Below are 25781 nucleotides of genomic sequence, written 5' to 3' on the forward strand. Positions count from 1 at the left end.
ACGCCGCGGGCTAGTCTGGCCGCATGTTGTACGAGCACCTCGGGGCTCGCCCCCGCATCCACGACACCGCCGTCGTCGCTCCCACCGCCGTCATCTCCGGCGACGTGGAGCTCGGACCGGGCTGCCAGGTGCTGCACGGCGCCGTGATCACCGCGGAGGGCGGCCCGATCACGCTCGGCGCGCACGTCATCGTGATGGAGAACGCGCTGATCCGGGCGACCGCGGCCAACGCCGTCCACATCGGGGCGCACACCCTCGTCGGGACACTGGCCAGCATCGCCGGGGCGACCGTGGGCGAGGAGGTGTTCTTCGCGTCCGGAGCCCGGGTCTTCAACGGGGCCCTCGTCGGGGACCGCTGCGAGGTGCGTGTCAACGCCATCGTGCATCGCCGGGCCGTGCTGCCCTCGGGGACGGTGGTGCCGATCGGGTGGGTCGCGGTCGGCGATCCGGTGCAGCTGCTCTCACCCGACCGGGACGCCGAGATCGCGGCCGCGCAGCCCGAGCTCGACTTCCCCGGACACGTCTTCGGCGTCGACCGGGACACTCCCGACCTCATGGTGCAGCTCACGGAGCGCTACGGCAGCTCCCTCGCACGGCACGCCGACGACCGCCAGGTCTGACCCCCACCCTTCGAATCGCCCGAATGGTCCCATCTCGGCCGGATGTGGGACCATTCAGGCGATTCGAACGGGTTAGATGACGCCCTGGGCGAGCATCGCCGCAGCGACGCGCTCGAAGCCGGCGATGTTGGCCCCCGCGACGTAGTCGCCGGGGACGCCGTGGCGCTCCGCGGCCTCGAAGGCGGCGCGATGGATGTCGCCCATGATCTCGCGGAGCTTGTTCTCGCTGTCGCCGAAGCTCCAGCGCTGCCGCGACGCGTTCTGGCTCATCTCCAGGGCCGAGGTCGCGACACCGCCGGCGTTCGCGGCCTTGCCAGGGGCGAACAGCACTCCGGCCTTCTGGAAGGCCTCGACGGCCTCGGGGACGCACGGCATGTTGGCACCCTCGGACACGGCACGCACGCCGTTCGCGATCAGGGCCTCCGCATCGGCGAGGCTGACCTCGTTCTGGGTAGCGGAGGGCACCGCGATGTCGACGGGCACCTCCCACACGCTGCCGCTCTCCACGAACCGGGCGCTCGGGCGGCGGTTCGCGTACTCGACGATGCGGGCGCGCTCGACCTCCTTGAGCTGACGCAGCAGGTCGAGGTCGATGCCCGCGTCGTCGACGACGTAGCCGGAGGAGTCGGACGCCGTCACCGCGGTCGCGCCGAGCTGGGCGGCCTTCTGGATCGCGTAGATCGCCACGTTGCCGGAGCCCGAGATGCCGACGCGCTTGCCGTCGAGGGAGTCGCCGTGCACGCCGAGCATCTCCTGCGCGAAGAACACGGCGCCGTAGCCGGTGGCCTCGGTCCGCACCTCGGCGCCGCCCCAGCCGGTGCCCTTGCCCGTGAACATGCCGGACTCGTGCCGGTTGGTGACCTTGCGGTACTGGCCGAACAGGTAGCCGATCTCGCGGCCGCCGACGCCGATGTCGCCCGCGGGGACGTCGGTGTGCTCGCCGAGGTGCCGGTAGAGCTCGTTCATGAACGACTGGCAGAACCGCATGACCTCGGCGTCGGACTTGCCGTGCGGGTCGAAGTCGGAGCCGCCCTTGCCGCCGCCGATGCCCTGACCGGTGAGGGCGTTCTTGAAGATCTGCTCGAACCCGAGGAACTTGATGATCGACAGGTTGACCGAGGGGTGGAACCGCAGGCCGCCCTTGTAGGGACCGAGCACGGAGGAGAACTGGATGCGGTAGCCGCGGTTGACCTGCAGCTTCCCGGCGTCGTCGACCCACGGCACGCGGAACATGATCTGCCGTTCCGGCTCGACCAGGCGCTCCAGGATCCCGCCGTCCACGTATTCCGGGTGGCGCTCCAGCACCGGGGCGATGGAGTGCAGCACCTCGTGGACAGCCTGGTGGAACTCCGGCTCGTGCGGGCTGCGGGCCAGCACCGTGTCGAAGACGGGCTGCACGGAGTCGGCGAGCGGGTGGAAGTCGGTGGGGGTGGTGACGGTCACGCGGGAGGGCTTTCTGATGGGGGATGGGGTGCGGGCGATCGTGTCGCGCGCGAAAGCAGAGCCGGGTGAGGCGGAGGTTTCACTCTAGCGTCGGCGACGAGGGCCTCCGCGCACACGGTGGAGCGGCCGGGGTCACCCGGTGTTCTGCAGGCCGGCGGCGACCCCGCTAACGGAGAGGAGGAGCAGGCGCTGCTGTTCGGCGTCGGCTCCCGAGCCCTCCGGCTGCTCCGGTGCCGACCGGAGCGCGCGGAGCGCCCGCAGCTGCAGGAGCGAGAGGGCGTCGACGTACGGGCTGCGCAGCTGCACGGCGCGCTGCAGCACGGGCTTGTTCTCCAGCAGGCCCTCGCCTCCGGTGAGACGGATGACCCAGCGCCGCGTGAGCGCGAGCTCGTCGAGCACCAGGGCAGCGAGGTCGTCGCGGTCGCCGAGGGCGAGGTACTGCCGGGCGATGCGCTCGTCGGTCTTGGCGAGGCTCATCGCGACGTTGTCGACCATCGTGCGCAGCAGCGGCCACTCGCGGTAGGCCTCCGTGAGCAGTTCCTCGTCGCCGACGGCCTCGAGCGCGGTGCCGAGGCCGAACCAGCCGGCGAGGTTGATGCGGGCCTGCGTCCAGGCGAACACCCAGGGGATGGCCCTGAGGTCTTCCAGCGACTCCACCGAGAGGCCGCGGCGGGCGGGACGCGAGCCGAGCGCGAGCAGGCCGATCTCCTCCATCGGGGTCACGGTGGCGAACCACGGGGCGAAGCCCTCGGCCTTGACGAGCGCGAAGAACCGCTCGCGGGAGGCGGCGTCCATGGTCGCGGCGACGTCGGCGTAGCGGGTGGCCGCGCGGCTCGTGCGCTCCTCGACCGTGGGGGAGGAGGCCAGCAGCGTCGCGGCGGCGACCTGGTCGATGTGCCGCATCGCGATCGCGGGCTCGCCGTAGCGGGCGAAGATGACCTCGCCCTGCTCGGTGAGCTTGAACCGACCGTCGACGGAGTGCGGGGGCTGCGCGAGGATCGCGGAGTTGGCGGGGCCGCCGCCACGGCCGAGCGCACCGCCGCGGCCGTGGAAGAGGGTCAGCTCGATGCCGGACTCCTGCGCCCAGCGGGCGATCTTCTCCTGCGCCGTGTACAGCGCGAGGTTCGCGGCGACGGGCCCGACGTCCTTGGAGGAGTCGGAGTAGCCGAGCATGACCTCCAGTCGGTTGCCGGTCGCGGCCATCCGCTCGCGGAACTCCGGGAAGGTCACGGCCTCGGCGAGGATCCCCGGGGCGGCCTGGAGGTCGGCGAAGGTCTCGAACAGGGGCACGACGTCGAGCACCGGGGCGTCGTCGCCGAGCGCATGACGGGCCAGCTCGTACACGTTCGCGAGGTCGGAGGCCGCCTGCGTGAAGGAGACGACGTAGCGACCCGCGGCGCGGAGACCGCGGTCGCGCTGGATGTCCGCGATCGCGCGGAACACCTCCAGCACCTCCTCGGTCTGCGTGCTGATCGGACCGCCGGCCTCGAGCTCGGCCAGGGCCTTCGCGTGCACCTGGGAGTGCTGACGGACCTCGAGCTCCGTGAGGTGGAAGCCGTAGGTCTCGACCTGCCAGATCAGATGCTGCACGCCGCCGAACGCGTGACGGCGGGCTCCGGCGGCGACGAGGGAGGACTGCACGGCGCGCAGCTCCGCGAGCAGCTCCTCCGGGCCCGTGTACCCCTCCTCGTCTCCGCGGCGCGTGGCCGCCACGCGGCGGGCCATGACGAGGACGACCCGGCGGTGCGGCTCGTCAGGGGAGCGGGCCGCGAGCTCGTCGGCGGCCGTCGGCTCCGTAGCGGCGAAACGCTCCCAGAGCGCGGTGACCTCGGCGCTGGGCGGCGTGTCGTCCGCGGCGAGCGTGAGGGTGCGGCCGATCCGGTCGAGCGCCCGCTCGAGGCCGCGGAGCACGTGGTCGGAGGCGATCTGCGACGCCTCGCGGGTGACCGCGGCGGTGACGAACGGGTTGCCGTCGCGGTCGCCGCCGACCCAGGAGCCGATCCGCACGAACGCCGGGACGACCGGGGCGCTGGCGCCGGACTCCTCGCCGCGGAGGGCGTCGTCGATCCGGCGGTAGACGTGGGGGACGGTGGTGAACAGCGTCTCGTCGAAGACGCCCATGACGGTGCGGACCTCGTCGGTCGGGGAGGGCTTCTGCGCGCGCAGCGGCGCCGTGCGCCACAGGGTGTCGATCTCCTCGAGCATCCGGCGGCGGGCGCGGTGCTCCTCGGAGCCGCCTGCGCTGGCCGCGTCGTGCTGGGTGAGCAGCTCGGAGAGCCGGCGGATGCTCGACGAGACCGCACGGCGGCGGGCCTCGGTCGGGTGGGCCGTGAAGACGGGGTGGAAGCGCAGGCCGTCCAGACGACGACGGGCCTCGTCGTCGCCGACCTCCTCGCGCAGCCGGGCGTACGCCCCTGCGACCGTGTCCGTCGCCTGGGCCCCTGAGCCTGTCGAAGGGGCCTGCCCCGCCCGCTCCCGGAGCACGCGCACGCGCTGGTGCTCCTCGGCGAGGTTCACGAGGTGGAAGTAGCAGGTGAACGCCCGGGCGACCTCGTCGGCGCGGGCGATCGTGAAGGAGTCGGCGATCGCCGCGGCGCGGTCGAACGCGTCGGAGCTGTGGTCCTCGTAGGCCTGGATGGTCGCGAGGCGCAGGCGCTCGACGTCCTCGAAGAGGTCGTCGCCGCCGGCTTCGCGGAGCACCTGGCCGAGGAGCTGGCCCAGCATCCGCACGTCGGAGCGCATGGCATCGGGGATGCCGCGACCGGCTTCGAAACGACCGATCACGCGGATGGCCTCGGTGGGCGTCGGCTCGGAGAAAGCGGGGGAATCGGGGGTCACCCTCCGAGAGTAGCCGGGTGGATCGGGGTGTCCCGCACGCATGACGACCGTGTGACATCCCGGCCTACGATGGACGGGATGCGCATCACAGCGAACCCCCTCCGCGGGCAGCAGTTCCCCGCCGTCCTCCTGCTCGTGGCCGCCGGTCTCGGCCTCCTCTTCGCGAACCTGCCCACGCACGACGCGATCGCCGGACTGCTGGAGACGCATCTCGCGGTCCCGGGGACGGCGCTGGACCTCTCGATCGCGCACTGGGTGTCGGACGGCCTGCTCGCGATCTTCTTCCTCGTCGTGGCGATCGAGCTGCGGCACGAGCTCACCCACGGCGAGCTCGACTCCCCGCGGAAGGCCGTGCAGCCGGCCATCGCGGCGACCGGCGGCGTGCTCGTGCCGATCCTCGTGTACCTGCTGATCGCGGGAGGGCCGGAGACGGCGTCCGGCTGGCCGATCCCGACCGCCACCGACATCGCCTTCGCGCTCGGCGTGCTGGCGATGTTCGGACGAGGACTCCCGTCCCGGGTGCGGGTGTTCCTGCTGGCCCTCGCGATCCTCGACGACATCATCGGCATCATCTTCATCGCGGTGCTCTTCGCGCACGACGTGCAGTGGCTCCTGTTCGGGCTCGCGATCGTCGGGGTGGCGGTGTTCTGGCTGCTGAGCCGCCTGCTGCACGCCACCGGACACACGCTCGTCGCGGTCGCGATGGCCGTCGTCGGCGTCGTCACGTGGGGCCTCGTCGCCTCGTCCGGCATCCACGCGACCATCGCCGGCGTGATGCTCGGCCTCGTCATGGCGCCGATACCCGCCGGACGCACCCGGCATGCGCTGGAGCCGACCGTGAACGGCGCGATCCTGCCGCTCTTCGCCTTCGTGGCAGCCTTCGTCGTCATCCCCGCCGTCTCGCCGACGGCCCTCTCCCCGGCGTTCTGGGCGATCGTGGTGGCCCTGCCGGTGGGGAAGATCGTCGGTATCTCCCTGTTCGGCTGGCTCGCCATGCGCATCCGTCCGAAGGGAGCCGACCCGGCCCTGCCCTTCGCGGACCTCCTCGCCGCCGGCGCCCTGGGCGGCATCGGATTCACCGTCTCGCTCCTGCTCGCCAACCTCGCTTTCGAGGGCGACGCGGTCATCCGCGACCAGGCGATCCTCGGCGTCCTCGTGGGCTCGCTCCTCGCACTGATCCTCTCCGGCATCGTCGTCACCCTGCGCGCCCGGTGGTACCGTCGCGCTGCGCCCATCCCCGCCTGAGCCGGAGTCCGGAGGAAGCATGACCAGCGATCACCAGCGCCCCGAGGACATCGCCGATCCGCTGCGCGCGGCCGCGGAGACCATGCGTGCGGTGCGGGAGCGGTGCGTGTGGTCGCAACGCATCACTCACCGTGATCTCGTGCCGTACCTCGTCGAGGAGTCGCACGAGGTGATCGACGCGGTCGAGGACGGCTCGCGCGCCGACCTCCGCGAGGAGCTGGGCGATCTGCTGTGGCAGGTGCTGTTCCATGCCGCCATCGCGGCACAGGATCCGGATGACCCGTTCGACATCGACGACGTCGCCCGCACGCTCACCGAGAAGATGGTGCGGCGGCATCCGCACGTGTTCGGCGACGAGGTCGCGGAGACGCCGGAGGAGGTGCTCGTGCACTGGAACGCGGCGAAGGCGGCGGAGAAGCGCACCCGCCGCAGCGTGCTCGACGGGATCCCGCGCGCGATGCCCGCCCTCGCGCGTGCGCAGAAGATGTCGGGTCGTGCCGCCGGTGTCGGCGTGGTGCCCGCGCCGCCGTCCGCCCTGCGCCCGTCGTCGGAGGAGGAGCTCGGCGATGCCCTCCTCGCCCTCGTGGACACCGCTCGGGCCGAGGGCTGGGACGCGGAGCGCGCCCTCCGGGAACGGCTGACGCGCCTGGAGGACGAGGTCCGCGCCGCCGAGGCCGGTTGATACGACACGGGCACCGCCGTCGACCTGGGAAGATGGACGGGTGGCTACCGTGAACGCGCCGCGCGGCATGCGCGACTTCCTCCCCGCCGACAAGGCCCGCCGTGAGCGGGTGCTCTCCGTCATCCGCGACCGCTATCGCGCGCACGGATTCGACGAGATCGAGACCCCCGTGGTCGAGGAGTACGACCGGCTGCATGCCGGCATCGGCGGCGACAACGAGAAGCTGTCGTTCAACATCCTGCGCCGCGGCCTGGATGCGGAGGCCGTCCGCGCCGCCGCCGACGATCCCGCGGAGCTCTCCGACCTCGGCCTGCGCTACGACCTGACGGTGCCTCTCGCCCGCTTCTACGCGAGCAACCGGGGACAGCTCCCCGGCGTCTTCCGGTCCATCCAGATCGGTCCCGTCTGGCGGGCCGAGCGTCCGCAGAAGGGGCGCTACCGCCAGTTCGTCCAGTGCGACATCGACATCATCGGCGACGCGTCCGCTCGCGCCGAGGCCGAGCTGCTGGCCGCCTCGCTCGACGCCGTCGACGCCCTGGGGCTGGAGGGCGCGAGCGTGCGGATCAACGACCGCCGCGTGCTGGAGTGGATGCTGGGGCACTTCGGGTTCACCGAGGATGAGCGCCCGCAGGTGCTGATCACGATCGACAAGCTCGACAAGATCGGGCCCGAGGGCGTGGCCGCCGAGCTCCGCGAGCGCGGGGCCACGACGACCGCGGTCGACGCGTTCCAGGCCTTCCTCGGTCGCCCGCAGACCCTCGAGTACCACCCGTTCGGCGACCGCCAGATCCGCAAGGCGCTCCCGGACGACGCACCCGACGAGCTCGTCGCCCACCTCGTCGGCATCGGCGAGGCGGTCGCGGCGGGCCGCGGGCAGGACGACACCCCGCTCGTGTTCGACCCGTTCCTCGTGCGCGGCATGGGGTATTACACGGGGACGATCTTCGAGCTCGCGCACCCGTCGGTGACGTATTCGCTCGGTGGCGGAGGACGGTACGACGGCATGATCGGCCGGTTCCTCCAGCAGGACGTGCCGGCGGTGGGCTTCTCCCTCGGGTTCGAGCGCCTGGTCGACCTCGTCTCGACGGACCCGGCCACCGCGGCGCAGGCGATCGTGCTCGTCCACGACGCGGCCGTCCCCGTCGCGGAGCTCGTGGCGCACAAGACGGCCCTCGTCGCGAAGGGGGCGCGGGTCCGCCTCGAACAGCGCACGAAGAACCTCAAGGCGCTGCTGGAGCGCTCTGCCGCGGACGGCTACACCCACTTCGCGAGCGTGCGGGCCGGCGACGACGAGCTCGAGGTCAAGACGCTGGCCTGAGTCGCTCCATCGGGACGGGGCGTTCACCGGACGTTCACGGCGGTCGGCTGGAATCGCGCCGTGCGTCGTCTGCCCCTGCTGACCCTGGTCGCGCTCGCCGCCGCGCTCGTCGTGGGCGCCCGCGCGGTGCTCGACCGGCAGGCCGCCGTCGCGCGGCGGCGCATCGGGAAGCCGCTGGGGGAGCAGTCGCTCGACGCGGATCGCGTCTGGCGCCCGGGGCTCGAGGGCGAACCGCTCGACCTCCTGCTCCTGGGCGACTCCCTCGCTGCCGGCCTGGGAGCGGCACGGCGGAAGGAGACCCTCGGGGCGCGGCTCGCGAAGGCGACGGCCCGCCGACTCGGGCGTCCGGTGCGGCTGCGCACCGCCGCGGTCGTGGGCGCGGAGTCGCGGGATCTCGCCGGGCAGCTCTCCCGCCTCCCCGCGGACTATCGCCCGGACGTCGCCGTGGTCGTGGTCGGCGGCAACGACGTCACCCACCGCCTTCCGGCAGCGGAGTCGGCCCGCCACCTGCGCGAGGCCATCGTCCGCCTGCAGGCTCGCGGTGCCCGCGTCGTCGTCGGCACCTGCCCCGACCTCGGCGCCCTGCGCGCGGTGCCGCAGCCCCTGCGCCGCATCGCCTCCGGTCTGTCGCGACGGCTGGCCGAGGTGCAGGCGGAGGCCGCGGACCGCGAAGGAGCGGAGACGGTGGACCTGCGGCGGGCTGTCGGCCCGATGTTCTTCGACGAGCCGGAGGAGATGTTCAGCCTCGACCGCTTCCATCCGAGCGCCCTCGGCTACCGCCGCACCGCGGAGGCGCTGCTGCCGGCCGTCGAGCGGGCCGCCCTGGTCGCGCTCAGCTCTCGGCGTTCTCCGGCGCCGCGCTGAACGAGGCCGCCCACTCCGCGACCCGTCGTGCGCTCTCCTCGTCGGAGAGATCCTCCACGCGGGTCATGATCGACCACCGCACGCCGAACGGGTCGCGGATGCTGGCGTAGCGGTCGCCGGAGACGAACACGGACGGCGCCTCGCGAACGGTCGCCCCCGCCGCGACGGCGCGCGCGACCACGGCGTCCACGTCGGGCACGTACAGGCCCATCGAGTAGCAGTCGTCGTCGCCGGAAGGCGCGGGCACGAGGTGATACTCGGGGCTGGGCTCGCCGAGCTGGAGCCGTCCGAGTCCGAAGTCGAGGTCGGCATGCGCGACGACACCGCCGAACTCCGTGACGTCGACCCCGCGGGCGCCGAAGACGTCCCGGTAGAACTCGACGGCACGGGCGGCGTCGGGGATCGCGAGGAAGGGGGTGAGCGAGGTCGCGCTGTGCGGGCGGCCGTCGGTCGTGTGCGCGCCGGTCACGCCGGCCGGAGGTGTCTGTTCGGTCATGCGGCCACGGTAGACGGGGGAGGGCGCCCGGCGCTTGAAGATCCGCGACACGCCCTCGGGGCCGTGGCGTCGGTGGCGCGTCCTACGCTGGGGCCATGGTCGACCGGACGCGCGGAGTGCTCTATCCCGCGCGGCTGCCCTCGTTCCATCGGCTGCCCCCGCCCGCAGAGGCCGCCGCGCTCGTCTCCTGGTTCTGGATCCCGGAGTGGAGCCTTCCGGAGGGCGAGGTGTCGCGGCAGGAGATCGTCTCGTATCCGGCCGTCAACCTCGTCGTCGCCCCGGAGGGCGTGTCGATCTCGGGCGCCACGACCCGCGCGTCGACGAGGGAGCTGCGGGGTGCGGGCTGGGCCGTCGGCGCGCTGCTGCGCCCTGCCGCCGTCCCCGCGCTCACCGACGCCGCAGCGCAGCTCGTCGACGCGGAGCGCTCCTTCGACGCCCCCGATCTGCACGCGGCGGTGACGACGGCGATGCGGCGCGCAGACGGGCGACGGGAGCGCGCCGTCGCGGTCTTCGCCGCGTGGCTGTCGCAGCGGGTCGGACCGGTGAGCGCGGCGGGGCGGCAGGCGAACGTGATGCTCGACGTCCTCCTGGGGGAGCGGGCGGCGCTGACGCCGGAGGAGGCGGCGACCCGACTCGCGCTCTCGGTGCGCACGCTGCAGCGGCTCACGCACCGCACCGTCGGGCTCTCGCCGGGCGCCATCATCCGCCGCCGCCGGCTGCAGGAGGCGGCGCAGCGCCTCCGCGAGGAGCCGGAGACGGACCTGACGGCGCTCGCCGCCGCGTTGGGGTACGCCGACCACGCCCATCTCACGCGCGATTTCGCGGCCGTCCTCGGTCTGCCGCCGCGGGACTATCGCACCAGGGTCTCCGGCTGAGGCGATCAGGCGCGCTGCTGCTGCCGTCGTATCCGCAGCGCCCGACCGGCGACCCCGAGCAGCACGACGCCCATGCCGACCAGCGAGGCGAGGGCGGGAAGGGTGCTCACGAGCACGAGACAGCCGAGGGCGCCGCCCACCTGCAGTGCCCGGGGGTATCGTCGGGCCGCGCCGCGCTGGCGGAAGGCGGCGGCGTTCGCGATGAGGTAGTACAGCAGCACGCCGAAGGACGAGAACCCGATCACCTCTCGGAGATCCCCGACGAGCACGAGTGCGATCACGATGACCGCGAGGGCGATCTCGGCGCGGCGCGGCACCTGATGGCGCTCGTCGATTCGCGCGAGGAACCGTGGGAGATCGCTCTCTCGCGCCATGGCGAGGGTCGTGCGCCCGATGCCGGTGAGCAGGGCGAGCAGTGCGCCGAGGGACGCGGCGGCCGCGGCGATCCGCACGACGGGGGCGAACGCGGACCAGCCGGCGGCGGTGAGGACGTCGGCCAGGGGCGCGGCCGCTCCGCTGACGGCGCCGCCGAGCACGAGGAGCACGACGACGCCGACGAGCGCGTAGACGACGACGGCACCGCCGAGGGCGAGCACGATGGCGCGCGGGATCGTGCGCGCGGGGTCCACCACCTCCTCGCCCATGGTCGCGATCCGGGCGTAGCCGGCGAAGGCGAAGAACAGCAGTCCGGCGCCCTGGAGCACGCCGTACACGGTCGTGTCGGGGAGGGGCGCGGGGGAGGCGGTCGGCGCGGCGCCGAGGCCGACCGCGACCACGACCGAGAGGCCGAGCAGCGAGCAGGTCACGAGGATCCGGGTCGCCAGCGCCGTCCGTGTCACACCCAGGCAGTTCACGACCGCGAGCGCGGCGACGGCGATCACGGCGACCGGGGTCTGCCACCCCGCGGGAGCGGCGTAGGCGGCGAAGGTCATGGCCATGGCGGCGCAGCTCGCGATCTTGCCGATCACGAAGCTCCAGCCGGCGACGAAGCCCCACCACGGTCCGATCTCCGCTCGCGCATAGGCGTACGTGCCACCGGCGACGGGGTGGACGGCCGCGAGCTGTGCGGAGGCGGTGGCGTTGGCGTAGGCGACCGCGGCGGCGATGACGAGGGCGACGAGCGTCGCGTTCCCGGCGACGTCGACGGCCGGACCCCAGACCGCGAACACGCCGGCGCCGATCATCGATCCGAGGCCGATGGCGACGGCATCCGGCAGCGTCAGGCGGCGGGCGAGGGGCATCCGGTCATCGTCGCACGCCGGGGTGAACGGCCGGTGACGCGTCAGCCGCGGGACGCGGTGACGCGCTTCTTCTCACGGATGTAGACCTCGCGGCGCACCTTCGCCACGACGTCCCCGTCACGATCGGTGATGACGGTCTCGAACCACTCCAGCACCTTCGCGCCGCCGTGGGCGCGCTGCCGGAGCTCCTCCGCCTTCTCCCGCGTCACCTCGAACTCCGCGGTCAGCACCCCGCGACCCGGCTTGAGGAACTCGATCTCGCCACGGGTGTCCCACACGACGTAGTCCCGCCCGAGCTGGTGCATGACGAGCATGAAGAAGTACGGGTCGGTCATCGCCGACATCGACCCCCCGAACGCCGTCTTGACGTAGTTGCGGGTGAGGAGGTTCACATGCAGCTCCACGGTCGCGTGGGTCCAGTCGTCGCTGAACCGGCGGACGCGGATGCCGCTGCACAGGTTGGGGATCCAGAGGCTCATGCCGAGGGCGAGGCGTCGGGGCGTGATGCGCATGAGGTCAGTGTGGAGGATGCGCCGAGTCCCCGCGAAGACGTCTGGAGGGTTGGCACAGTTGTTCTAGTTCACCTAGAATAACTGGGGAAGGGAGGCGTCATGCTCATCCGCGTCGATGTCGACAGCCCGCACGCGCTCTACGACCAGGTCGCCGCCTCGGTGCGCGCCCACATCCTTTACGGAGCCCTCGCGCCGGGCGACCGTCTGCCGGCCGCCCGCGACGTGGCCGCCGCGCTCGACATCAATCAGCACACCGTGCTGCACGCCTACCAGCGCCTCCGCGACGAGGGCCTGGTCGACCTCCGACGGGGAAGGGGCGCCGTGGTCGCCGCCTCCGCCGCGCCGCTCGCCGAGCTCGCGCACGAGATCGACGGGCTGATCCGGCGGGCCGCCGCTTTGGGCGTCTCCGCCGAGACCCTCGCCGGGATCGTCCGCACGCACCGCGCAGAAGCCGAACCTCCCACTCCCGCCGCGACTCCCCAGGAGGCCTCCCATGACGACGCCTGACCCCACCCGCACCCCGCCGGCCACCCTGCGCCGCGCACGACGGGCCTTCGTCCTCGTGGCGCTCGTCCTCCCGGTGCTCATCGTCGCGATCTCCGCTCTCGTGCTCACGGCCTGGCTCCCGTCGTTCCCTGCCGACGTCGCGATCCACTGGGGCGTCGACGGGGCCGACGGGTTCGGCCCGGCCGCCACGTACCTCTGGGCGCTCCTCGGCGTCGGTCTCGGTATCCCGGTGCTCCTGGCCGTCACCACGGTGATCGCCGTCGGGGCGCACTGGGGCGCGACCGCCCGTCTCCTCGGAGCGACGGCGGCCGGCATGTCGGCGTTCGCGGGCGTGATCTGCCTGGGTTCCCTCGCGATCCAGCGCGACCTCCCGCCCTCCGGTGAGGTCCCGGGCATCGCGGGGGTGATGGCGCTGGCCTTCGCGGCTCTCCTGGGGGTGGGCGCGATGGCGTGGTTCGTGCAGCCGCGCGTGCAGTCGGTGCCCGGTGCCGCTCTCGAGCCGCGCCACGACGTGCGGGTCGGTCAGGGCGAGCGGGTCGTCTGGGTGGGCACGACGACCATGCCCACCGGCGCGCTCGTCTTCCTCCTGCTCGTGCTGCTCGGGCTCGTGGCGCTCGCCGTGACGATGCTCGTCACGGGCACCCCGCTGGCCTGGGTCTCGGGCCTGGTCGCCCTCGTCGTCGGGTTCGCGCTGGCGGCGACCGCCTCGTTCCGGGTGCGCGTCACGCCGGACGGCATCGACGCCCGTGCCGTGATCGGGTGGCCGCGGAAGACCATCCCGGTGGCGGAGATCGAGTCGGCCAGGGCCGTGCGCATCTCGCCCTTCGGGGAGTTCGGCGGCTGGGGGTGGCGTCTCGCTCCGGACGGCCGCAGCGGGATCGTGATGCGGCAGGGTCCGGCGATCGAGGTGCATCGCCGCGACCACGGACCGTTCGTCATCACGATCGACGGGGCGGAGGAAGCAGCAGCGCTCCTGCAGGCCTACGTGGACCGATCCGCGGGGTCGGCGCCCTCCGGAGGAACGGAGAGGACGGCACGATGAGCGCTCTGACGCCGACCCGCGTGCCCTGGCGCGCGGTCCTCATCTTCACCCTCACGGCCTGCGGGCTCGCGGCCCTCGTCTGCCTGCCCCTGTGGCTCGGCGACGGCCTCGCCGAACCCTTCGCGGGAGCGCTCCTCCCGGTGATGATGTTCACGCCCGCAGCCGCGGTGCTCGTCGTCACGCTCACCACGGGCGTACCGGAGAAGGGCAGCCGGGCGCGGTTCCTCGGGCTGTGGCCGCCGCGGCCCGCGAAGCGCGTCGTCGGGCTGCTGATCGCGGCCTGGCTCGTGCCGCCGGTGCTCGTCGCCCTCGGCGTCCTCCTCGCGGCCGCTTTCGGGTGGGTGCGGCTCGACCTCACCTTCTCGGCCTTCGCGGATCAGCTCGCCCAGGCGCTTCCCCCGGGGACGCCGGTACCGCCGGTCGGCGTGGTCGTGTTCGCACAGCTCGCCGCGATCCCGGTCGGGGCGCTGGTGAACAGCGTGCTCGCCTTCGGCGAGGAGCTCGGCTGGCGCGGCTGGCTGCTCCCGGCGCTGCGTCCGCTCGGCACCTGGCCGGCGCTCCTGCTCAGCGGGGCGATCTGGGGACTGTGGCACAGCCCCGTCATCCTCCTCGGCTACAACTTCGGCCGGACGGATGTCACCGGCGTGCTGTTCATGATCGGCGGCTGCGTGGCGTGGGGGGTGCTGTTCGGCTGGCTGCGGCTGCGCTCCGGCTCGCTCTGGCCGGCGGTCGTCGCGCACGGGGCCCTCAACGCCGCCGCGGGCCTGGTCCTGGTCGTCGCCGCCATGCAGCCCGACCTCGCCCTCGCCGGACCGCTCGGCGTCGCCGGCTGGATCGTCGCCGCCGTCGTGGTCCTCGTCCTCACCCTCACCGGGCAGTTCCGCCAGCAGCCGGAGCTCGCCGCGCCGCGCACCCCGCCGACACCGCCGACGCTTGACGCCCGGCCGGAGCCGGGGGTTGGCTGAGCACATGGAATCCACTCCCGCCGCCTGGGCCCGCGCCGACACCTTCCTCGCCGACATGCTCGCGGGCACGGATCCGGCTCTGGAGCACGCGCTGGAAGCGCAGCGGGCGGCGGGGCTGCCCGAGATCGAGGTCGCCCCGGTCGCGGGGAAGCTGCTGAACCTCCTCGTGCGGATGAGCGGCGCGCGCCGCGTGCTGGAGATCGGCACCCTCGGCGGCTACTCGACGATCTGGATGGCGCGCGCCGTCGGTCCCGACGGGCAGGTGGTGACGATCGAGGCGGAGGCCGACAACGCCGCCGTCGCCCGTGCGAGCATCGACGCCGCCGGGGTGGGGGACCGGGTCGACATCCGCGTCGGCCGAGGAGCCGATGTGCTCCCGACGCTCGTCGGCGGCTTCGACCTCGTCTTCATCGACGCCGACAAGGAGTCCAACACCGTGTACCTGGACTGGGCCGCGAAGCTCGGTCACCCCGGCACCGTGGTCGTGCTCGACAACATCGGCCGCGACGGCGAGATCGTCCGCGACGACTCGACGGACCCGAAGGTGAACGGCACGCGCGCGGGGCTGCGCATGCTGGGGGAGGACCCGCGCTTCGACGCCACGGCGTTGCAGACCGTCGGTGTCAAGGGATGGGACGGCGTCGCGCTCGCCCTCGTCGTCTGACTCCGGCGCCCCGCCCCGCCAGGGATAGACTGGGCGCGGACCGACGACGCTCCACACACCCTTCCATCCTGAGCAAGGAGCACATCAGTGGCACTGATCGAGGCTGTAGGCGCACGCGAGATTCTCGACTCGCGCGGAAACCCGACCGTCGAGGTGGAGGTGCTCCTCGACGACGGCATCGTGCAGCGCGCCGCCGTCCCCTCCGGTGCCTCGACCGGCGCCTTCGAGGCGTACGAGCTGCGCGACGGCGACAAGAGCCGTTACGGCGGCAAGGGCGTGCTCAAGGCCGTCGAGGCCGTCATCGACGAGCTCGGCCCGGCCATCGAGGGCGTGGACGCGAGCGAGCAGCGCATCGTCGACGAGATCCTCATCGAGGTCGACGGCACCGACAACAAGAAGCGCGTCGGCGCCAACGCCATCCTCGGCGTGAGCCTCGCGGTCGCCAAGGCCGCCGCCGACTCCGCCGATCTCCCGCTGTTCCGCTACCTCGGCGGCCCGAACGCGCACGTGCTGCCGGTGCCGCTGTTCAACGTCATCAACGGCGGAGAGCACGCCGACAACGGCATCGACATGCAGGAGTTCTTCCTCGCACCGATCGGCGCGGAGAGCTACTCCGAGTCGCTGCGCTGGGGCGTGGAGACCTACCACGTGCTGCGCGCTGAGCTGAAGGCCGCGGGCTACGCGACCGGCCTCGGCGACGAGGGCGGCTTCGCTCCCGACCTGCCCAGCAACCGCGAGGGCCTCGACTTCCTGGTGAAGGCGATCGAGAAGGCCGGATTCACGCCGGGCACCGACATCGCCCTCGGCCTCGACGTCGCCGCCACCGAGTTCTTCAACGACGGCGTCTACCGCCTCGACAACAAGGACTGGGACGCCGAGGCGCTCACCGAGTACTACGTCGGGCTCGTCAACGACTTCCCGATCGTCACGATCGAGGACGCGCTCGCCGAGGACGACTGGGACAACTGGAAGCACCTCACCGAGGCTCTGGGCTCGAAGGTGCAGCTGGTCGGCGACGACCTGTTCGTCACCAACCCGCAGCGGCTGGCGGACGGCATCACGCGCGGCGTCGCCAACTCGCTGCTCGTGAAGGTCAACCAGATCGGCACGCTCACCGAGACGTTCGACGCCGTCAGCCTCGCGCAGCGCTCGGGCTACACGGCGATGCTCTCGCACCGTTCGGGTGAGACCGAGGACACGACGATCGCCGACCTCGTGGTCGCCACGAACGCCGGCCAGATCAAGGCGGGTGCCCCGGCGCGCAGCGAGCGCGTCGCGAAGTACAACCAGCTGCTGCGCATCGAGGAGGAGCTGGGCGAGGCGGCGGTCTTCGCCGGCCGTTCCGCCTTCCCGCGCTACCAGGGCTGAGCGCCCGCGACAGCAACGACGCCGCATCCGCGGCATGACCGCGCCGCCCGGCGGCGACAGAGACGAAGGAGGAGCCGTGGCACGACGACCGGCTCCTCCTTCGTCGTCTCCCGCGTCCGCCGCGCCGGGCCGCGCCGCGTCGACATCGCGGCAGCCGCGGGGTGGCGCGACGGCCGCCCCTCGCGTGGACGTGCGCGAGTGGGCATCGGGCATCCGGCTCTCCGCCTTCTCGGTGATCATGCTCTCCCTCGTCGTGCTGGGGGCCTGGGTGCTCGTGCCCACGCTCGGCACCTTCATCGACCAGCGGCAGAAGATCGCGGCGCTGGAGCAGTCCGTGCAGGTGAGCGAGGACGAGATCGCGGCGCTGACCGCGGAGCGCGAACGGTGGGAAGACCCTGCGTACATCACCACGCAGGCCCGTGAGCGCCTCTACTACGTGAAGCCGGGCGAGGTCGTGTATCTGATCGACAACGACCTCGATCCGTCCACCCTCCCGCGCGAGCAGGAGCCGGTGAGCGACACCCTCGAGGAGAAGCCCGCCGACTGGATGCCGCAGCTGCTGCGCACCCTCGTGTCCGCAGGCTTGAGCGACACGGCCGCCGCCCCCGGCTGAACGCTCGTTCCGAGCATCCTCCCGGACGGCTCCCCTACGCTGGTGGGGTGACCACCCCGCCGTTCCCCGCGCCCACGTCCGCCGAGCTCGCCGTCGTCTCGACCCAGCTCGGACGACCCGCTCGCGGCGTCGTCGGCATCGCCGCGCGCTGCCGCTGTGGCAACCCCACGGTGGTGGCCACCACTCCGCGGCTGCCGGACGGGACGCCGTTCCCCACGTTCTACTACCTCACGCATCCGGCGGCGACCGCGGCGATGTCGACGCTCGAGGCCACCCAGGTCATGCCCGAGCTCGCGGCGCTGCTCGCCGAGGACGAGACGGTGGCCGCAGCCTATCGGTCCGCCCATGAGGCCTACCTCGCGGACCGGGCGCAGTTCGGCGAGGTGCCCGAGATCGACGGGATCTCCGCTGGGGGCATGCCGACGCGAGTGAAGTGCCTGCACGCCCTCGCCGGGCACGCCCTGGCGGCGGGTGCCGGCGTGAACCCGATCGGCGACGCCGCTCTCGCTCGCAGCTCCTGGTCACCCGAGGTCTGCCGTTGCGAGGAGCCCGGCGCCGCCCTCCGCGACGATCCGGCACGCTCGGCATGACGCGGCGACGGATGCTGCGCGGCGCCGTCGCCCTCGTGGCGGTGGCGGCATCCGTCCTGCTCCTCGGGTCGACCCCGTCCCCGACCCCGACGCCGCCGGTCGCCGACGATCCCGCGGACCCGGTCCGTGCGGCGGAGTACTGGCTGGATGGCGCAGGGATCAGGGATGCATGGCAGACGACGCGCGGAGAAGGCGTCACCATCGCCGTCATCGACACCGGTATCGGCAAGGTCCCGGAGGTCTTCGGGGACGCGGTGGTCGGCGGGACCGACGTCTCCGGTGCCGGCACCCCGGACGGTCGCACGCCGCTGGGCGCTGTGGACGGCAACCACGGATCCTGGGTGGCTTCCCTCGCGGCGGGGCGCGGTAAGGCTGACGGCACGGGCATGATCGGCGTCGCGCCGGAGGCCGACCTGCTGTCGGTCTCGGTGGGCTTCGGCGCCGCGGCAGCCGTGCCGTTCACCGAGCAGGTCGCCAAGGGCATCCGGTGGGCGGTCGATCACGGTGCCGACATCATCAATCTGTCGTTCACGACGAACACCCTCGACTGGGACGAGAGCTGGGACGACGCGTTCCTGTACGCCTTCGAGCACGATGTCGTCGTGGTCGTCGCCGCCGGCAACCGGGGGAGCGGCACGAACATCATCGGAGCGCCCGCCACAATTCCCGGCGTGCTCACGGTCGGCGGTGTCGACCAGACCGGCACGGCCAGCATCGAGGCATCGACGCAGGGCATCACCATCGGGATCTCGGCGCCGAGTGAGGGGCTGCTCGGGGTGTCGGCGGACGGCGAGGTCGTCTCGTGGAGCGGAACCAGTGGTGCGGCTCCGATCGTGGCCGGTGTCGCGGCGCTGATCCGCTCGGCGCATCCCGACATCTCGGCGAACGACGTCATCAACCGCATCATCAAGACGGCCATGCCGGTGGCCGACGCACAGAAGCCGCGAGATCCGCTCTACGGCTTCGGGCTCGTGGACGCGGACGCGGCGATCTCGGCGAACATCCCCTCCGTGAGCGAGAACCCGATGGGAGATCTGGCGGAATGGGTGCGGCTGTTCCGCCGTGCGGACAGTGTGCCCACGCCGGAACCGTCTCTTGGCCCGGTGGACATCCCACCGCTGCCGGACGCGGACGCCCCGACCGAGGCCGGTTCACCGCTGCTTCCCAGCGCCGATTCCCTGCGCTACGGTACCCTGCCGCTCATCGCCCTCACCGTCCCTGGTATCCTGGTAGCGCTTGGCGTCACCGCAGCTGCCCGGCGCATCCGATCGGCGCGCGTTCCCGTACGCCACAATCCCGACTCCGAGGAGTAGTTCTTCTGTGCCTCAGAACAGCACTGTGCCCAAGATCCTGATCGTCGGCGGAGGGTACGCAGGTTTCTACACCGCGTGGAAGCTCGAGAAGCATCTGCGCAAGGGCGAGGCCGACGTGACCATGGTCGACCCGCTGCCGTACATGACGTACCAGCCGTTCCTCCCCGAGGTCGCCGCGGGCTCCATCGAGGCCCGTCACTCGGTGGTCGCGCACCGTCGTCACCTCAAGCGCACCCACGTTCTCACCGCCAAGGTGACCAACATCAACCACGCGCAGAAGGTCGCCACCATCACGCCGCCCGTCGGTGAGCCGTACGAGTTCGCGTACGACCAGATCGTCGTCACCGCGGGCGCCGTCTCGCGCACCTTCCCGATCCCCGGCATCGCCGACAACGCCATCGGGCTCAAGACCATCGAAGAGGCCGTCGCGATCCGTGACAAGGTCATGTCGAACTTCGACAAGGCCGCGTCCCTCCCCGCCGGTCCCGAGCGCGACCGTCTGCTCACCGTCGTCGTCGTCGGCGGCGGCTTTGCCGGCATCGAGGTCTTCGCGGAGCTCCGCTCCCTCGCGTCCTCGCTGGTGAGCAAGTACCCGCAGCTGAGCTTCGAGGACACGCACTTCCACCTCATCGAGGCGATGGGCCGCATCATGCCCGAGGTCTCGCTGAAGACGAGCGAGTGGGTGCTGAAGGACCTCGCCAAGCGCGGAGCCAACGTCCACCTCGACACGCAGGTCACGGGTGCCATCGACGGCAACGTCGAGCTCTCCACCGGCGAGGTCATCCCGACGGACGTCATCGTGTGGACCGCTGGTGTCATGGCCAACCCGACCGTCGTGCGCGGCGGTGATCTGCCGGTGGAGGAGCGCGGTCGCATCCAGACCCGCGCCGACCTCCGCGTCGGCACGCCCGAGGCGTTCGTCGAGGGTGCCTGGGCCGCGGGCGACGTCTCGGCCGTTCCCGACCTCTCCGGTGGCGGCGTCGGCGGATTCTGCGTCCCGAACGCACAGCACGCCGTTCGTCAGGCGAAGCTCCTGGCCAAGAACGTCGTCGCCGTGCTCCGCGGCGAGGAGCCCAAGGAGTACTTCCACAAGAACCTCGGCGCGGTCGCAGGTCTCGGCCTGTACAACGGCGTCTTCCAGTCCGGCAAGATCGCGCTGAAGGGCTTCATCGCCTGGCTCGCCCACCGTGGCTACCACGGTCTCGCCATGCCGACGTGGGAGCGCAAGTGGCGCGTGCTCTGGGGCTGGTGGAACAACCTCTGGCTGGGCCGCGACCTCGTGAACCTGCAGACGGTGCAGAACCCGCGGTACGTCTTCGAGGAGTTCGCCGCTCGCCCGCGTCCCGCGGCACCTGCGGACGCGGCTCCCGCGTCGGCCGCTCCGGCCGCGAAGGCGCCGGCTGCCGAGAAGCCGGCTGCTGCGCCGGCGGCGGAGACACCGGCGGAGATCAAGAAGCCCGCGGCCAAGAAGCCGGCGGCCAGGAAGCCCGCTGCCAAGAAGGCTCCGGCCGCGTCGGCGGATGACTCGGTGGAGACCGCCGCGGTGAAGTGACCGCACGGTTCTGAGAGGAGGGCCCCGAGCGCACGAGCGCCGGGGCCTTCTTCGTTCCCGCGCGCAGCGCGAGTTGGCGACGTAACATCTCACATTGTACGCTCGCAGAGTGCTCGGGAGGGGCGTCTACCACGCGACCCCGGACGACGCTGGGAGGAGGTCCGGTGAGCGCGCAGGGGGGAGAGCCGCCGACGGTCAGTGTGTCGATCCGGGCGACTCCGGGCCAGGAAGGTCGCGCAGAGCAGCTCGCGGAGCGACTCGACGGCGCTTTCGTCCGCATCTGCCGAACGGGTGTGGGGACGGATGCCGGAGCCTTCACCGAGGCGTGGCAGCCATGGACCCGGCGGGCGACCCACCACATGGTCCTGGACGCCGCAGTGCGCCCGCACCCGAGCCTCGTCGCGCAGGTGCACGACGCCGTGGGAGGGCGGCCCCGGGCCGCCCTGCGGTTCTTCACTCCCGGAGACGGCTATGCCTCGCACGCCCTCCGGGTGGCGGCGTTCGCCGGCCATCCGTGGCTCGTGCCGCCTGGAGCCGATCCGACGTCGATCGCCGTGGTGCTGCCGACTCCCGAGGCGGCTGAGTTCGCCCGTTCCGTCCCGGCGGGCGACGACCCTCCTGAGGGCGTGCTGCTCCAGCGGTTCGCGGAGGAGCGGGGACTCGCCCTGCTCGCGAGCACTGCCGATCTCGTGCAACGCGACGAGCCGGGGGCGCACGCTCCGGCCACCGCCTTCCTGCCCGCCGAGGTCGCTCCCGCGGAGTGGTGGCGACGGGACACGCTCCAGGCACCGCCGCTGATCCCTGTGGTGCATCTGCGAGACGGGCAGCCGCTGTCGTACGAGGCTGTGCCGGGTACGTCGGACGGCTGGCGTCTTCGCGCGCGCCGAGATGTGCCGACACCGCACGCCCGCCGGTTCGCGCGGGTGATGCACGACCGGCTTCTGGGCACCGAGGTCGCTCGCGGTCACCTCCGGGCGGCGGCTGTACTCCTCGGCGTGGCGGGAGTGCTGCGCGACCAGCTCCTCCTCGCAGCGGCGTGGGGGCGGCCGTCCGATGCGTTCGGCGTGGCCGTGGCCCGGGAAGCGGCGGCGACGCTCGCACTCGGGACCTTGGCGGAGGCCGTTCCGGCAGCACGTCGTCCGGACGGTGCGGCGGAGCTCCGCGAGACGTTCGAGGCGCTGTACGAGGAGATGACCGCCATCCTCCGCGGGTCGCCCCGGCCGGAGCATGGAGCCGATCCATAGGCCGCCTCACTAGCGTGTCGAGGGCAAGGGGAGTACTCCCGTCTGCAGCGACGTCGTCATGACGGGCATGTCATCGTGCCCCGGCCCGCTGGCCCGTGAGGGTGGAGGAGACCTTGGCACCCGCATCGCGGGCTGCCCGGAACCTTGCGTCGACCGACGTCGCGGAGAACGGCGGCCCGTCTCACGAACGGACCCTCATGTCGAAACTCTCCCGCCTGATCCGCCTCGCCACCGACGCCCTCGACGCGAAGGGCGCGAGCCCCGCCGCGAGGGGCGGGGAGGGCTCTCGTTCTTCGACGGATTGGAGCGGGATGATCCGTGGCGCCGTGGATGCCGTCCGTGGTCCCGGTACCGAGGGGCCGCGCCCGGACACCCCGTCTCCCGCCTCGTCGTCGGCCGGCGGCCCTGCCGCGGGACGACCGTCGACCTCGTACGCGCCGCCGCCTGCCCCCGGTGCCGGTGGTCGGCCGGACGCCTCCGCGGCGGACCGTGCGGCCATCGCCCGGTACGACTACCTTCTGCAGACGGCGGACCCGCACCGCGTCGAGCAGATCCATCGCGAGGCCTTCGCGCGTCTCACGCCGTCGCAGCGGGAGCAGGTCGAGGCCCGCATGCGGGCCGAGCTCCCGGCGGAGGAGCGACCGCGCTCCTCCTCCGCGGGTGACCTCGCCCGCGCGGCGGGCCGCGCCGAGGCGATGCAGCCGGGCCGTCTGCGCGGCCTCCTCTCCCGGGTCCGGGGCGCCGGCGCGGGTGGGGCGGCGGTCGCCGCCGGCGGTGCGGCGGTCGGCCTGTTGGGTGTGGTGGCCGGCGGGGCCGTCCTGAGCACCGTGGCGGCACCCCTCCTGGAACAGGCCGCAGGCCTCGGAGTGGACTTCGACGCCTGGGCGCAGGGCATCGACATCGACGCCCTCGCCTCCGGCGTCGACGTCGATGCGCTGGCCGGTGGCGCCGACGAGATGCTCGGCTCGGCCGGGGAGGCCGTCTCGGGACTCGGCGAGACCGCGACCGGCTGGGGAGAGCGGCTCGGCGATCTCGGCCTCCCGGGGATCGGCGACATCCTCGGCCGCTGACGGGTGCCCCCGCTGGGACTCGAACCCAGACTGAAGCGATTTTAAGTCGCCTGCCTCTGCCATTGGGCTACGGGGGCCGTGCCGCCAGCCTATCGTCGGCGGGGTCGTGACCCGGGCGGGGCTCAGGCCGTAGGGTGGGGGAGTGCTCGACCTCACCGACGAACTGAGCCCCGTCCCGGGTGGCCCCGCGGTCGCCCCCGAATGGGAGGACCCGGGCCGCTACTGGCCGCGCTTGTCGGCCGCGACCGGGCACCTTCCGGCCCCGGTCGCCGTCATCGATCGGGAGGCGCTGCGCTACAACGCCATGGATCTGCTCGTCCGTGCAGGCGGTCTGCCGATCCGGGTGGCGTCGAAATCGGTGCGGGTGCGTGCCGTCCTCGATGCCGTGCTCCGCGTCCCCGGCTTCCGCGGCATCCTCGCGTTCACGCTCGAGGAAGCGCTCTGGCTCGCCGAGACGCACGACGACATCGTGTTGGGCTATCCGACCGTGGACCGGGCCGCCCTCGAACGGCTCTGCGCCGACGAAGAGGCCGCGCAGCGCATCACCCTCATGATCGACGATCCCGTGCACCTCGACCTCGTCGACAGTGTGGTGGCCCCCGCAGCGCGCCCCGAGCTCCGGGTGGCGATCGACGTCGATGCATCCTGGCGATCGGCGCTGCTCGGGCACATCGGCGTCCGCCGGTCAGCTCTCTTCTCCGCCGGCGAGGTCGCGGCGTTCGCCCGGAAGGTCGTGGCTCGCCCCGGCTTCCGCCTCGTGGGGCTGCAGATGTACGACGCGCAGATCGCCGGACAGGGTGACGCCGGCCCCGATGGGCCGCTGATCCGCCGCGTTCAGGCCCGCTCGCGCGACGAGCTGCGGGAGCGGCGGGCGCAGATCGTCGCCGCAGTCAGTGCCGTGACCTCCCTCGAGTTCCTCAACGGCGGGGGCACCGGCTCCCTCGAGTTCAGCGGCAGCGACGAGTCCCTCACCGAGGCCAGCGCGGGTAGCGGCCTGCTCGGAGGGCACCTGTTCGACGGGTACCGGTCCTTCCACCCGGCACCGGCTGCGGCTTTCGCCTTCGACGTCGTGCGCCGTCCTGCGGCCGACATCGCAACGGTGCTGGGCGGCGGCTGGATCGCCTCCGGTCCCGCGGTCGCCTCCCGACAGCCGCGCCCGGTGTGGCCGGCGAATCTCCGCACGCTTCCGCGGGAGGCGGCAGGCGAGGTGCAGACGCCGCTGCAGGGGCCGAGCGCCGCGACGCTCGGCGTCGGCGATCGCGTCTGGTTCCGTCATGCGAAGAGCGGCGAACCGGCCGAGCGCATCGCCGCCTACCATCTCGTGTCCGGCGACGAGGTCATCGACGAGCTGCCGACGTACCGCGGCGAGGGGAAGGCGTTCCTGTGACGAGAATCGGCGGCACCTGGCAGAACTGGGGCCGGTCGGCGTCGGTGCGCCCGGTCCGAGTCGAGCGGCCGCGCAGTCCCGAGGGCGTACAGCGTGCCGTGCGGGCAGCGGTGCGACAGGGACTCACGGTCAAGGCGGTCGGCGCCGGTCACAGCTTCACCGGGATCGCCGTCGCTCCCGGTGTCCTCCTGGAGCTCGACGACCTGCAGGGACTCGTATCCGCGGACGCCGTAAGCGGGCGCGTCACGCTCCTCGCCGGCACCCGGCTGCACCGCATCCCCGGGCTGCTGGCGCGCTACGGACTCGCGATGGAGAATCTCGGCGACATCGACCGGCAGTCCATCGCCGGGGCGATCTCCACGGGCACCCACGGGACCGGCGCCGGCTTCGGCGGTCTCGCCACCCAGGTGGTCGGGGTGACTCTGATCACCGCGGACGGCGAGTTCCTCCGCATCGACGAAGCCCACAGCCCCGAGCTGCTGCCCGCGGTCGCCGTGGGGCTGGGAGCGCTCGGCATCATCGTCGAGGTGACGTTGCAGTGCGTGCCGACGTTCGTGATGCATGCGATCGACGAACCCGTGCCGATGGAGGAAGTCCTTTCGACGATCGATGAGCGCGTCGCGGCGGCCGATCACTTCGAGTTCTACTGGTTCCCGCACACCGACGTCGCGCTGACCAAGCGCCAAGCGCGTCTGCCGGAGTCGACGCGACGCCGGCCCCTTCCTCCCGTGGGCCGATGGGTGGACGAGACGCTGCTCGCGAACGGCGTGTACCGCGTCGTCTGCGCGGCGGGACAGGCTGTTCCGGCGATCACCCCTCGGTTCAACCGGCTCGCCGTGCGACTCACCGGGGACCGCGAGTACACCGACCTGTCGAACCGCGTGCTCACCCAGAGCAGGACGGTGCGATTCCGTGAGATGGAGTACGCGCTCCCGGCGGCGGACGTCGTGCCCGCGTTCCGCGCTCTCCAGGATCTCATCGACCAGCGCGGCTGGCGGGTCGAGTTCCCGGTGGAGGTGCGGTTCGCGGCAGCCGACGACCGCTGGCTCTCGACCGCATACGGTCGCGAGACCGCCTACATCGCGGTCCACCGGTACTGGCGGGCGGACCCGACCGAGTACTTCGGCGCGGTGGAGGAGATCATGAGCGCGCACGACGGTCGCCCGCATTGGGGGAAGCTGCACACGCTCACGCACGACACGCTGCGGGGGCGGTATCCGCGCTTCGAGGACTTCGTGGCGCTGCGCGACCGCCTCGATCCGGACCGCCGATTCTCGAACCGTTACCTGGAACGCGTGCTCGGGCGCTGATCGAGTCGGGCCGGAGACTCTC

The 25781-nt window shown here is 72.4% G+C and carries 24 protein-coding genes and 1 tRNA gene; 19 read left to right on the forward strand and 6 right to left on the reverse strand.

Annotated elements, in window-relative coordinates; translation table 11 throughout:
- The first annotated feature begins 23 nt into the window (after positions 1-23).
- Entirely contained in the window at positions 24-620 is a 597-nt protein-coding gene (locus B2W79_RS09510) for a gamma carbonic anhydrase family protein (RefSeq protein WP_025103909.1), read from the forward strand.
- Positions 621-692: 72 nt separating this feature from the next.
- Here the strand turns inward: B2W79_RS09510 and gdhA are convergent, their stop codons facing one another.
- Entirely contained in the window at positions 693-2063 is a 1371-nt protein-coding gene (gene gdhA, locus B2W79_RS09515) for an NADP-specific glutamate dehydrogenase (RefSeq protein ID WP_071328131.1), read from the reverse strand.
- Between the two features lie 132 nt (positions 2064-2195).
- Positions 2196-4805: a phosphoenolpyruvate carboxylase gene (locus B2W79_RS09520; RefSeq protein WP_396654765.1), complete on the reverse strand. Its 2610-nt coding sequence runs from the start codon at positions 4803-4805 to the stop codon at positions 2196-2198.
- A gap of 174 nt (positions 4806-4979) precedes the next feature.
- On the opposite strand from B2W79_RS09520, the gene nhaA reads away from it, so the two are divergent.
- The 4 genes from nhaA to B2W79_RS09540 all read left to right on the forward strand — a co-directional run bounded on the left by nhaA (position 4980) and on the right by B2W79_RS09540 (position 9010).
- The gene (nhaA, locus tag B2W79_RS09525; protein ID WP_292788935.1) at positions 4980-6146 is read left to right on the forward strand and encodes a Na+/H+ antiporter NhaA; all 1167 of its coding nucleotides are present in this window, start codon (positions 4980-4982) and stop codon (positions 6144-6146) included.
- Between the two features lie 19 nt (positions 6147-6165).
- On the forward strand, positions 6166-6828 hold the full coding sequence (locus tag B2W79_RS09530; RefSeq protein ID WP_292788938.1) for a MazG family protein: 663 nt from the start codon (positions 6166-6168) through the stop codon (positions 6826-6828).
- A gap of 67 nt (positions 6829-6895) precedes the next feature.
- On the forward strand, positions 6896-8146 hold the full coding sequence (gene hisS / locus B2W79_RS09535) for a histidine--tRNA ligase (RefSeq protein ID WP_292789037.1): 1251 nt from the start codon (positions 6896-6898) through the stop codon (positions 8144-8146).
- 69 nt (positions 8147-8215) lie between these two features.
- Positions 8216-9010 carry an SGNH/GDSL hydrolase family protein gene (locus B2W79_RS09540; RefSeq protein WP_396654764.1) on the forward strand — a complete coding sequence of 265 codons (795 nt, stop codon included), beginning with the start codon at positions 8216-8218 and terminating at the stop codon, positions 9008-9010.
- Here B2W79_RS09540 and B2W79_RS09545 read toward each other — a convergent pair.
- Positions 8979-9506, reverse strand: coding sequence for a VOC family protein (locus B2W79_RS09545; protein ID WP_292788944.1), 528 nt, complete (start codon positions 9504-9506; stop codon positions 8979-8981). The two genes, B2W79_RS09540 and B2W79_RS09545, sit on opposite strands and share 32 nt — an antisense overlap.
- A 95-nt stretch (positions 9507-9601) precedes the next feature.
- On the opposite strand from B2W79_RS09545, the gene B2W79_RS09550 reads away from it, so the two are divergent.
- The gene (locus B2W79_RS09550; protein ID WP_292788946.1) at positions 9602-10381 is read left to right on the forward strand and encodes an AraC family transcriptional regulator; all 780 of its coding nucleotides are present in this window, start codon (positions 9602-9604) and stop codon (positions 10379-10381) included.
- A 5-nt stretch (positions 10382-10386) separates the two neighbouring features.
- Here the strand turns inward: B2W79_RS09550 and B2W79_RS09555 are convergent, their stop codons facing one another.
- Both B2W79_RS09555 and B2W79_RS09560 read right to left on the reverse strand, forming a co-directional pair.
- Positions 10387-11622 carry an APC family permease gene (locus B2W79_RS09555; RefSeq protein ID WP_292788949.1) on the reverse strand — a complete coding sequence of 412 codons (1236 nt, stop codon included), beginning with the start codon at positions 11620-11622 and terminating at the stop codon, positions 10387-10389.
- A gap of 41 nt (positions 11623-11663) precedes the next feature.
- Positions 11664-12134, reverse strand: coding sequence for a PaaI family thioesterase (locus B2W79_RS09560; protein ID WP_105949465.1), 471 nt, complete (start codon positions 12132-12134; stop codon positions 11664-11666).
- A 99-nt stretch (positions 12135-12233) separates the two neighbouring features.
- On the opposite strand from B2W79_RS09560, the gene B2W79_RS09565 reads away from it, so the two are divergent.
- The 11 genes from B2W79_RS09565 to B2W79_RS09615 all read left to right on the forward strand — a co-directional run bounded on the left by B2W79_RS09565 (position 12234) and on the right by B2W79_RS09615 (position 23062).
- The gene (locus tag B2W79_RS09565; protein WP_292788955.1) at positions 12234-12641 is read left to right on the forward strand and encodes a GntR family transcriptional regulator; all 408 of its coding nucleotides are present in this window, start codon (positions 12234-12236) and stop codon (positions 12639-12641) included.
- Positions 12628-13683 carry a DUF1648 domain-containing protein gene (locus B2W79_RS09570; RefSeq protein ID WP_292788958.1) on the forward strand — a complete coding sequence of 352 codons (1056 nt, stop codon included), beginning with the start codon at positions 12628-12630 and terminating at the stop codon, positions 13681-13683. The genes B2W79_RS09565 and B2W79_RS09570 overlap by 14 nt, the downstream gene beginning before the upstream one ends.
- On the forward strand, positions 13680-14648 hold the full coding sequence (locus B2W79_RS09575; protein ID WP_292788961.1) for a CPBP family intramembrane glutamic endopeptidase: 969 nt from the start codon (positions 13680-13682) through the stop codon (positions 14646-14648). Before B2W79_RS09570 ends, B2W79_RS09575 begins: the two co-directional genes overlap by 4 nt.
- 4 nt (positions 14649-14652) lie before the next feature.
- The gene (locus B2W79_RS09580; RefSeq protein ID WP_292788963.1) at positions 14653-15312 is read left to right on the forward strand and encodes an O-methyltransferase; all 660 of its coding nucleotides are present in this window, start codon (positions 14653-14655) and stop codon (positions 15310-15312) included.
- A gap of 87 nt (positions 15313-15399) precedes the next feature.
- On the forward strand, positions 15400-16680 hold the full coding sequence (gene eno / locus B2W79_RS09585; RefSeq protein ID WP_292788966.1) for a phosphopyruvate hydratase: 1281 nt from the start codon (positions 15400-15402) through the stop codon (positions 16678-16680).
- Between the two features lie 76 nt (positions 16681-16756).
- Positions 16757-17293 carry an FtsB family cell division protein gene (locus tag B2W79_RS09590; protein ID WP_292788969.1) on the forward strand — a complete coding sequence of 179 codons (537 nt, stop codon included), beginning with the start codon at positions 16757-16759 and terminating at the stop codon, positions 17291-17293.
- Positions 17294-17340: 47 nt separating this feature from the next.
- Entirely contained in the window at positions 17341-17883 is a 543-nt protein-coding gene (locus B2W79_RS09595; protein WP_071328143.1) for a DUF501 domain-containing protein, read from the forward strand.
- On the forward strand, positions 17880-19196 hold the full coding sequence (locus B2W79_RS09600; protein WP_292788972.1) for a S8 family peptidase: 1317 nt from the start codon (positions 17880-17882) through the stop codon (positions 19194-19196). The genes B2W79_RS09595 and B2W79_RS09600 overlap by 4 nt, the downstream gene beginning before the upstream one ends.
- Before the next feature lie 25 nt (positions 19197-19221).
- Positions 19222-20748: an NAD(P)/FAD-dependent oxidoreductase gene (locus B2W79_RS09605; RefSeq protein ID WP_071328145.1), complete on the forward strand. Its 1527-nt coding sequence runs from the start codon at positions 19222-19224 to the stop codon at positions 20746-20748.
- Positions 20749-20912: 164 nt separating this feature from the next.
- Positions 20913-21992: a hypothetical protein gene (locus B2W79_RS09610; protein WP_292788976.1), complete on the forward strand. Its 1080-nt coding sequence runs from the start codon at positions 20913-20915 to the stop codon at positions 21990-21992.
- A 197-nt stretch (positions 21993-22189) separates the two neighbouring features.
- The gene (locus B2W79_RS09615) at positions 22190-23062 is read left to right on the forward strand and encodes a cation-transporting ATPase (protein WP_292788979.1); all 873 of its coding nucleotides are present in this window, start codon (positions 22190-22192) and stop codon (positions 23060-23062) included.
- Between the two features lie 4 nt (positions 23063-23066).
- Here B2W79_RS09615 and B2W79_RS09620 read toward each other — a convergent pair.
- Positions 23067-23139 (reverse strand) — tRNA-Leu (locus B2W79_RS09620).
- Positions 23140-23204: 65 nt separating this feature from the next.
- On the opposite strand from B2W79_RS09620, the gene B2W79_RS09625 reads away from it, so the two are divergent.
- On the forward strand, positions 23205-24449 hold the full coding sequence (locus B2W79_RS09625; RefSeq protein ID WP_071328148.1) for an alanine racemase: 1245 nt from the start codon (positions 23205-23207) through the stop codon (positions 24447-24449).
- Entirely contained in the window at positions 24446-25759 is a 1314-nt protein-coding gene (locus tag B2W79_RS09630) for a D-arabinono-1,4-lactone oxidase (RefSeq protein ID WP_071328149.1), read from the forward strand. The genes B2W79_RS09625 and B2W79_RS09630 overlap by 4 nt, the downstream gene beginning before the upstream one ends.
- The last annotated feature ends 22 nt before the right edge of the window (positions 25760-25781 follow it).

This window comes from Microbacterium sp. UBA7513 (assembly GCF_002478345.1).
GTDB lineage: Bacteria > Actinomycetota > Actinomycetes > Actinomycetales > Microbacteriaceae > Microbacterium.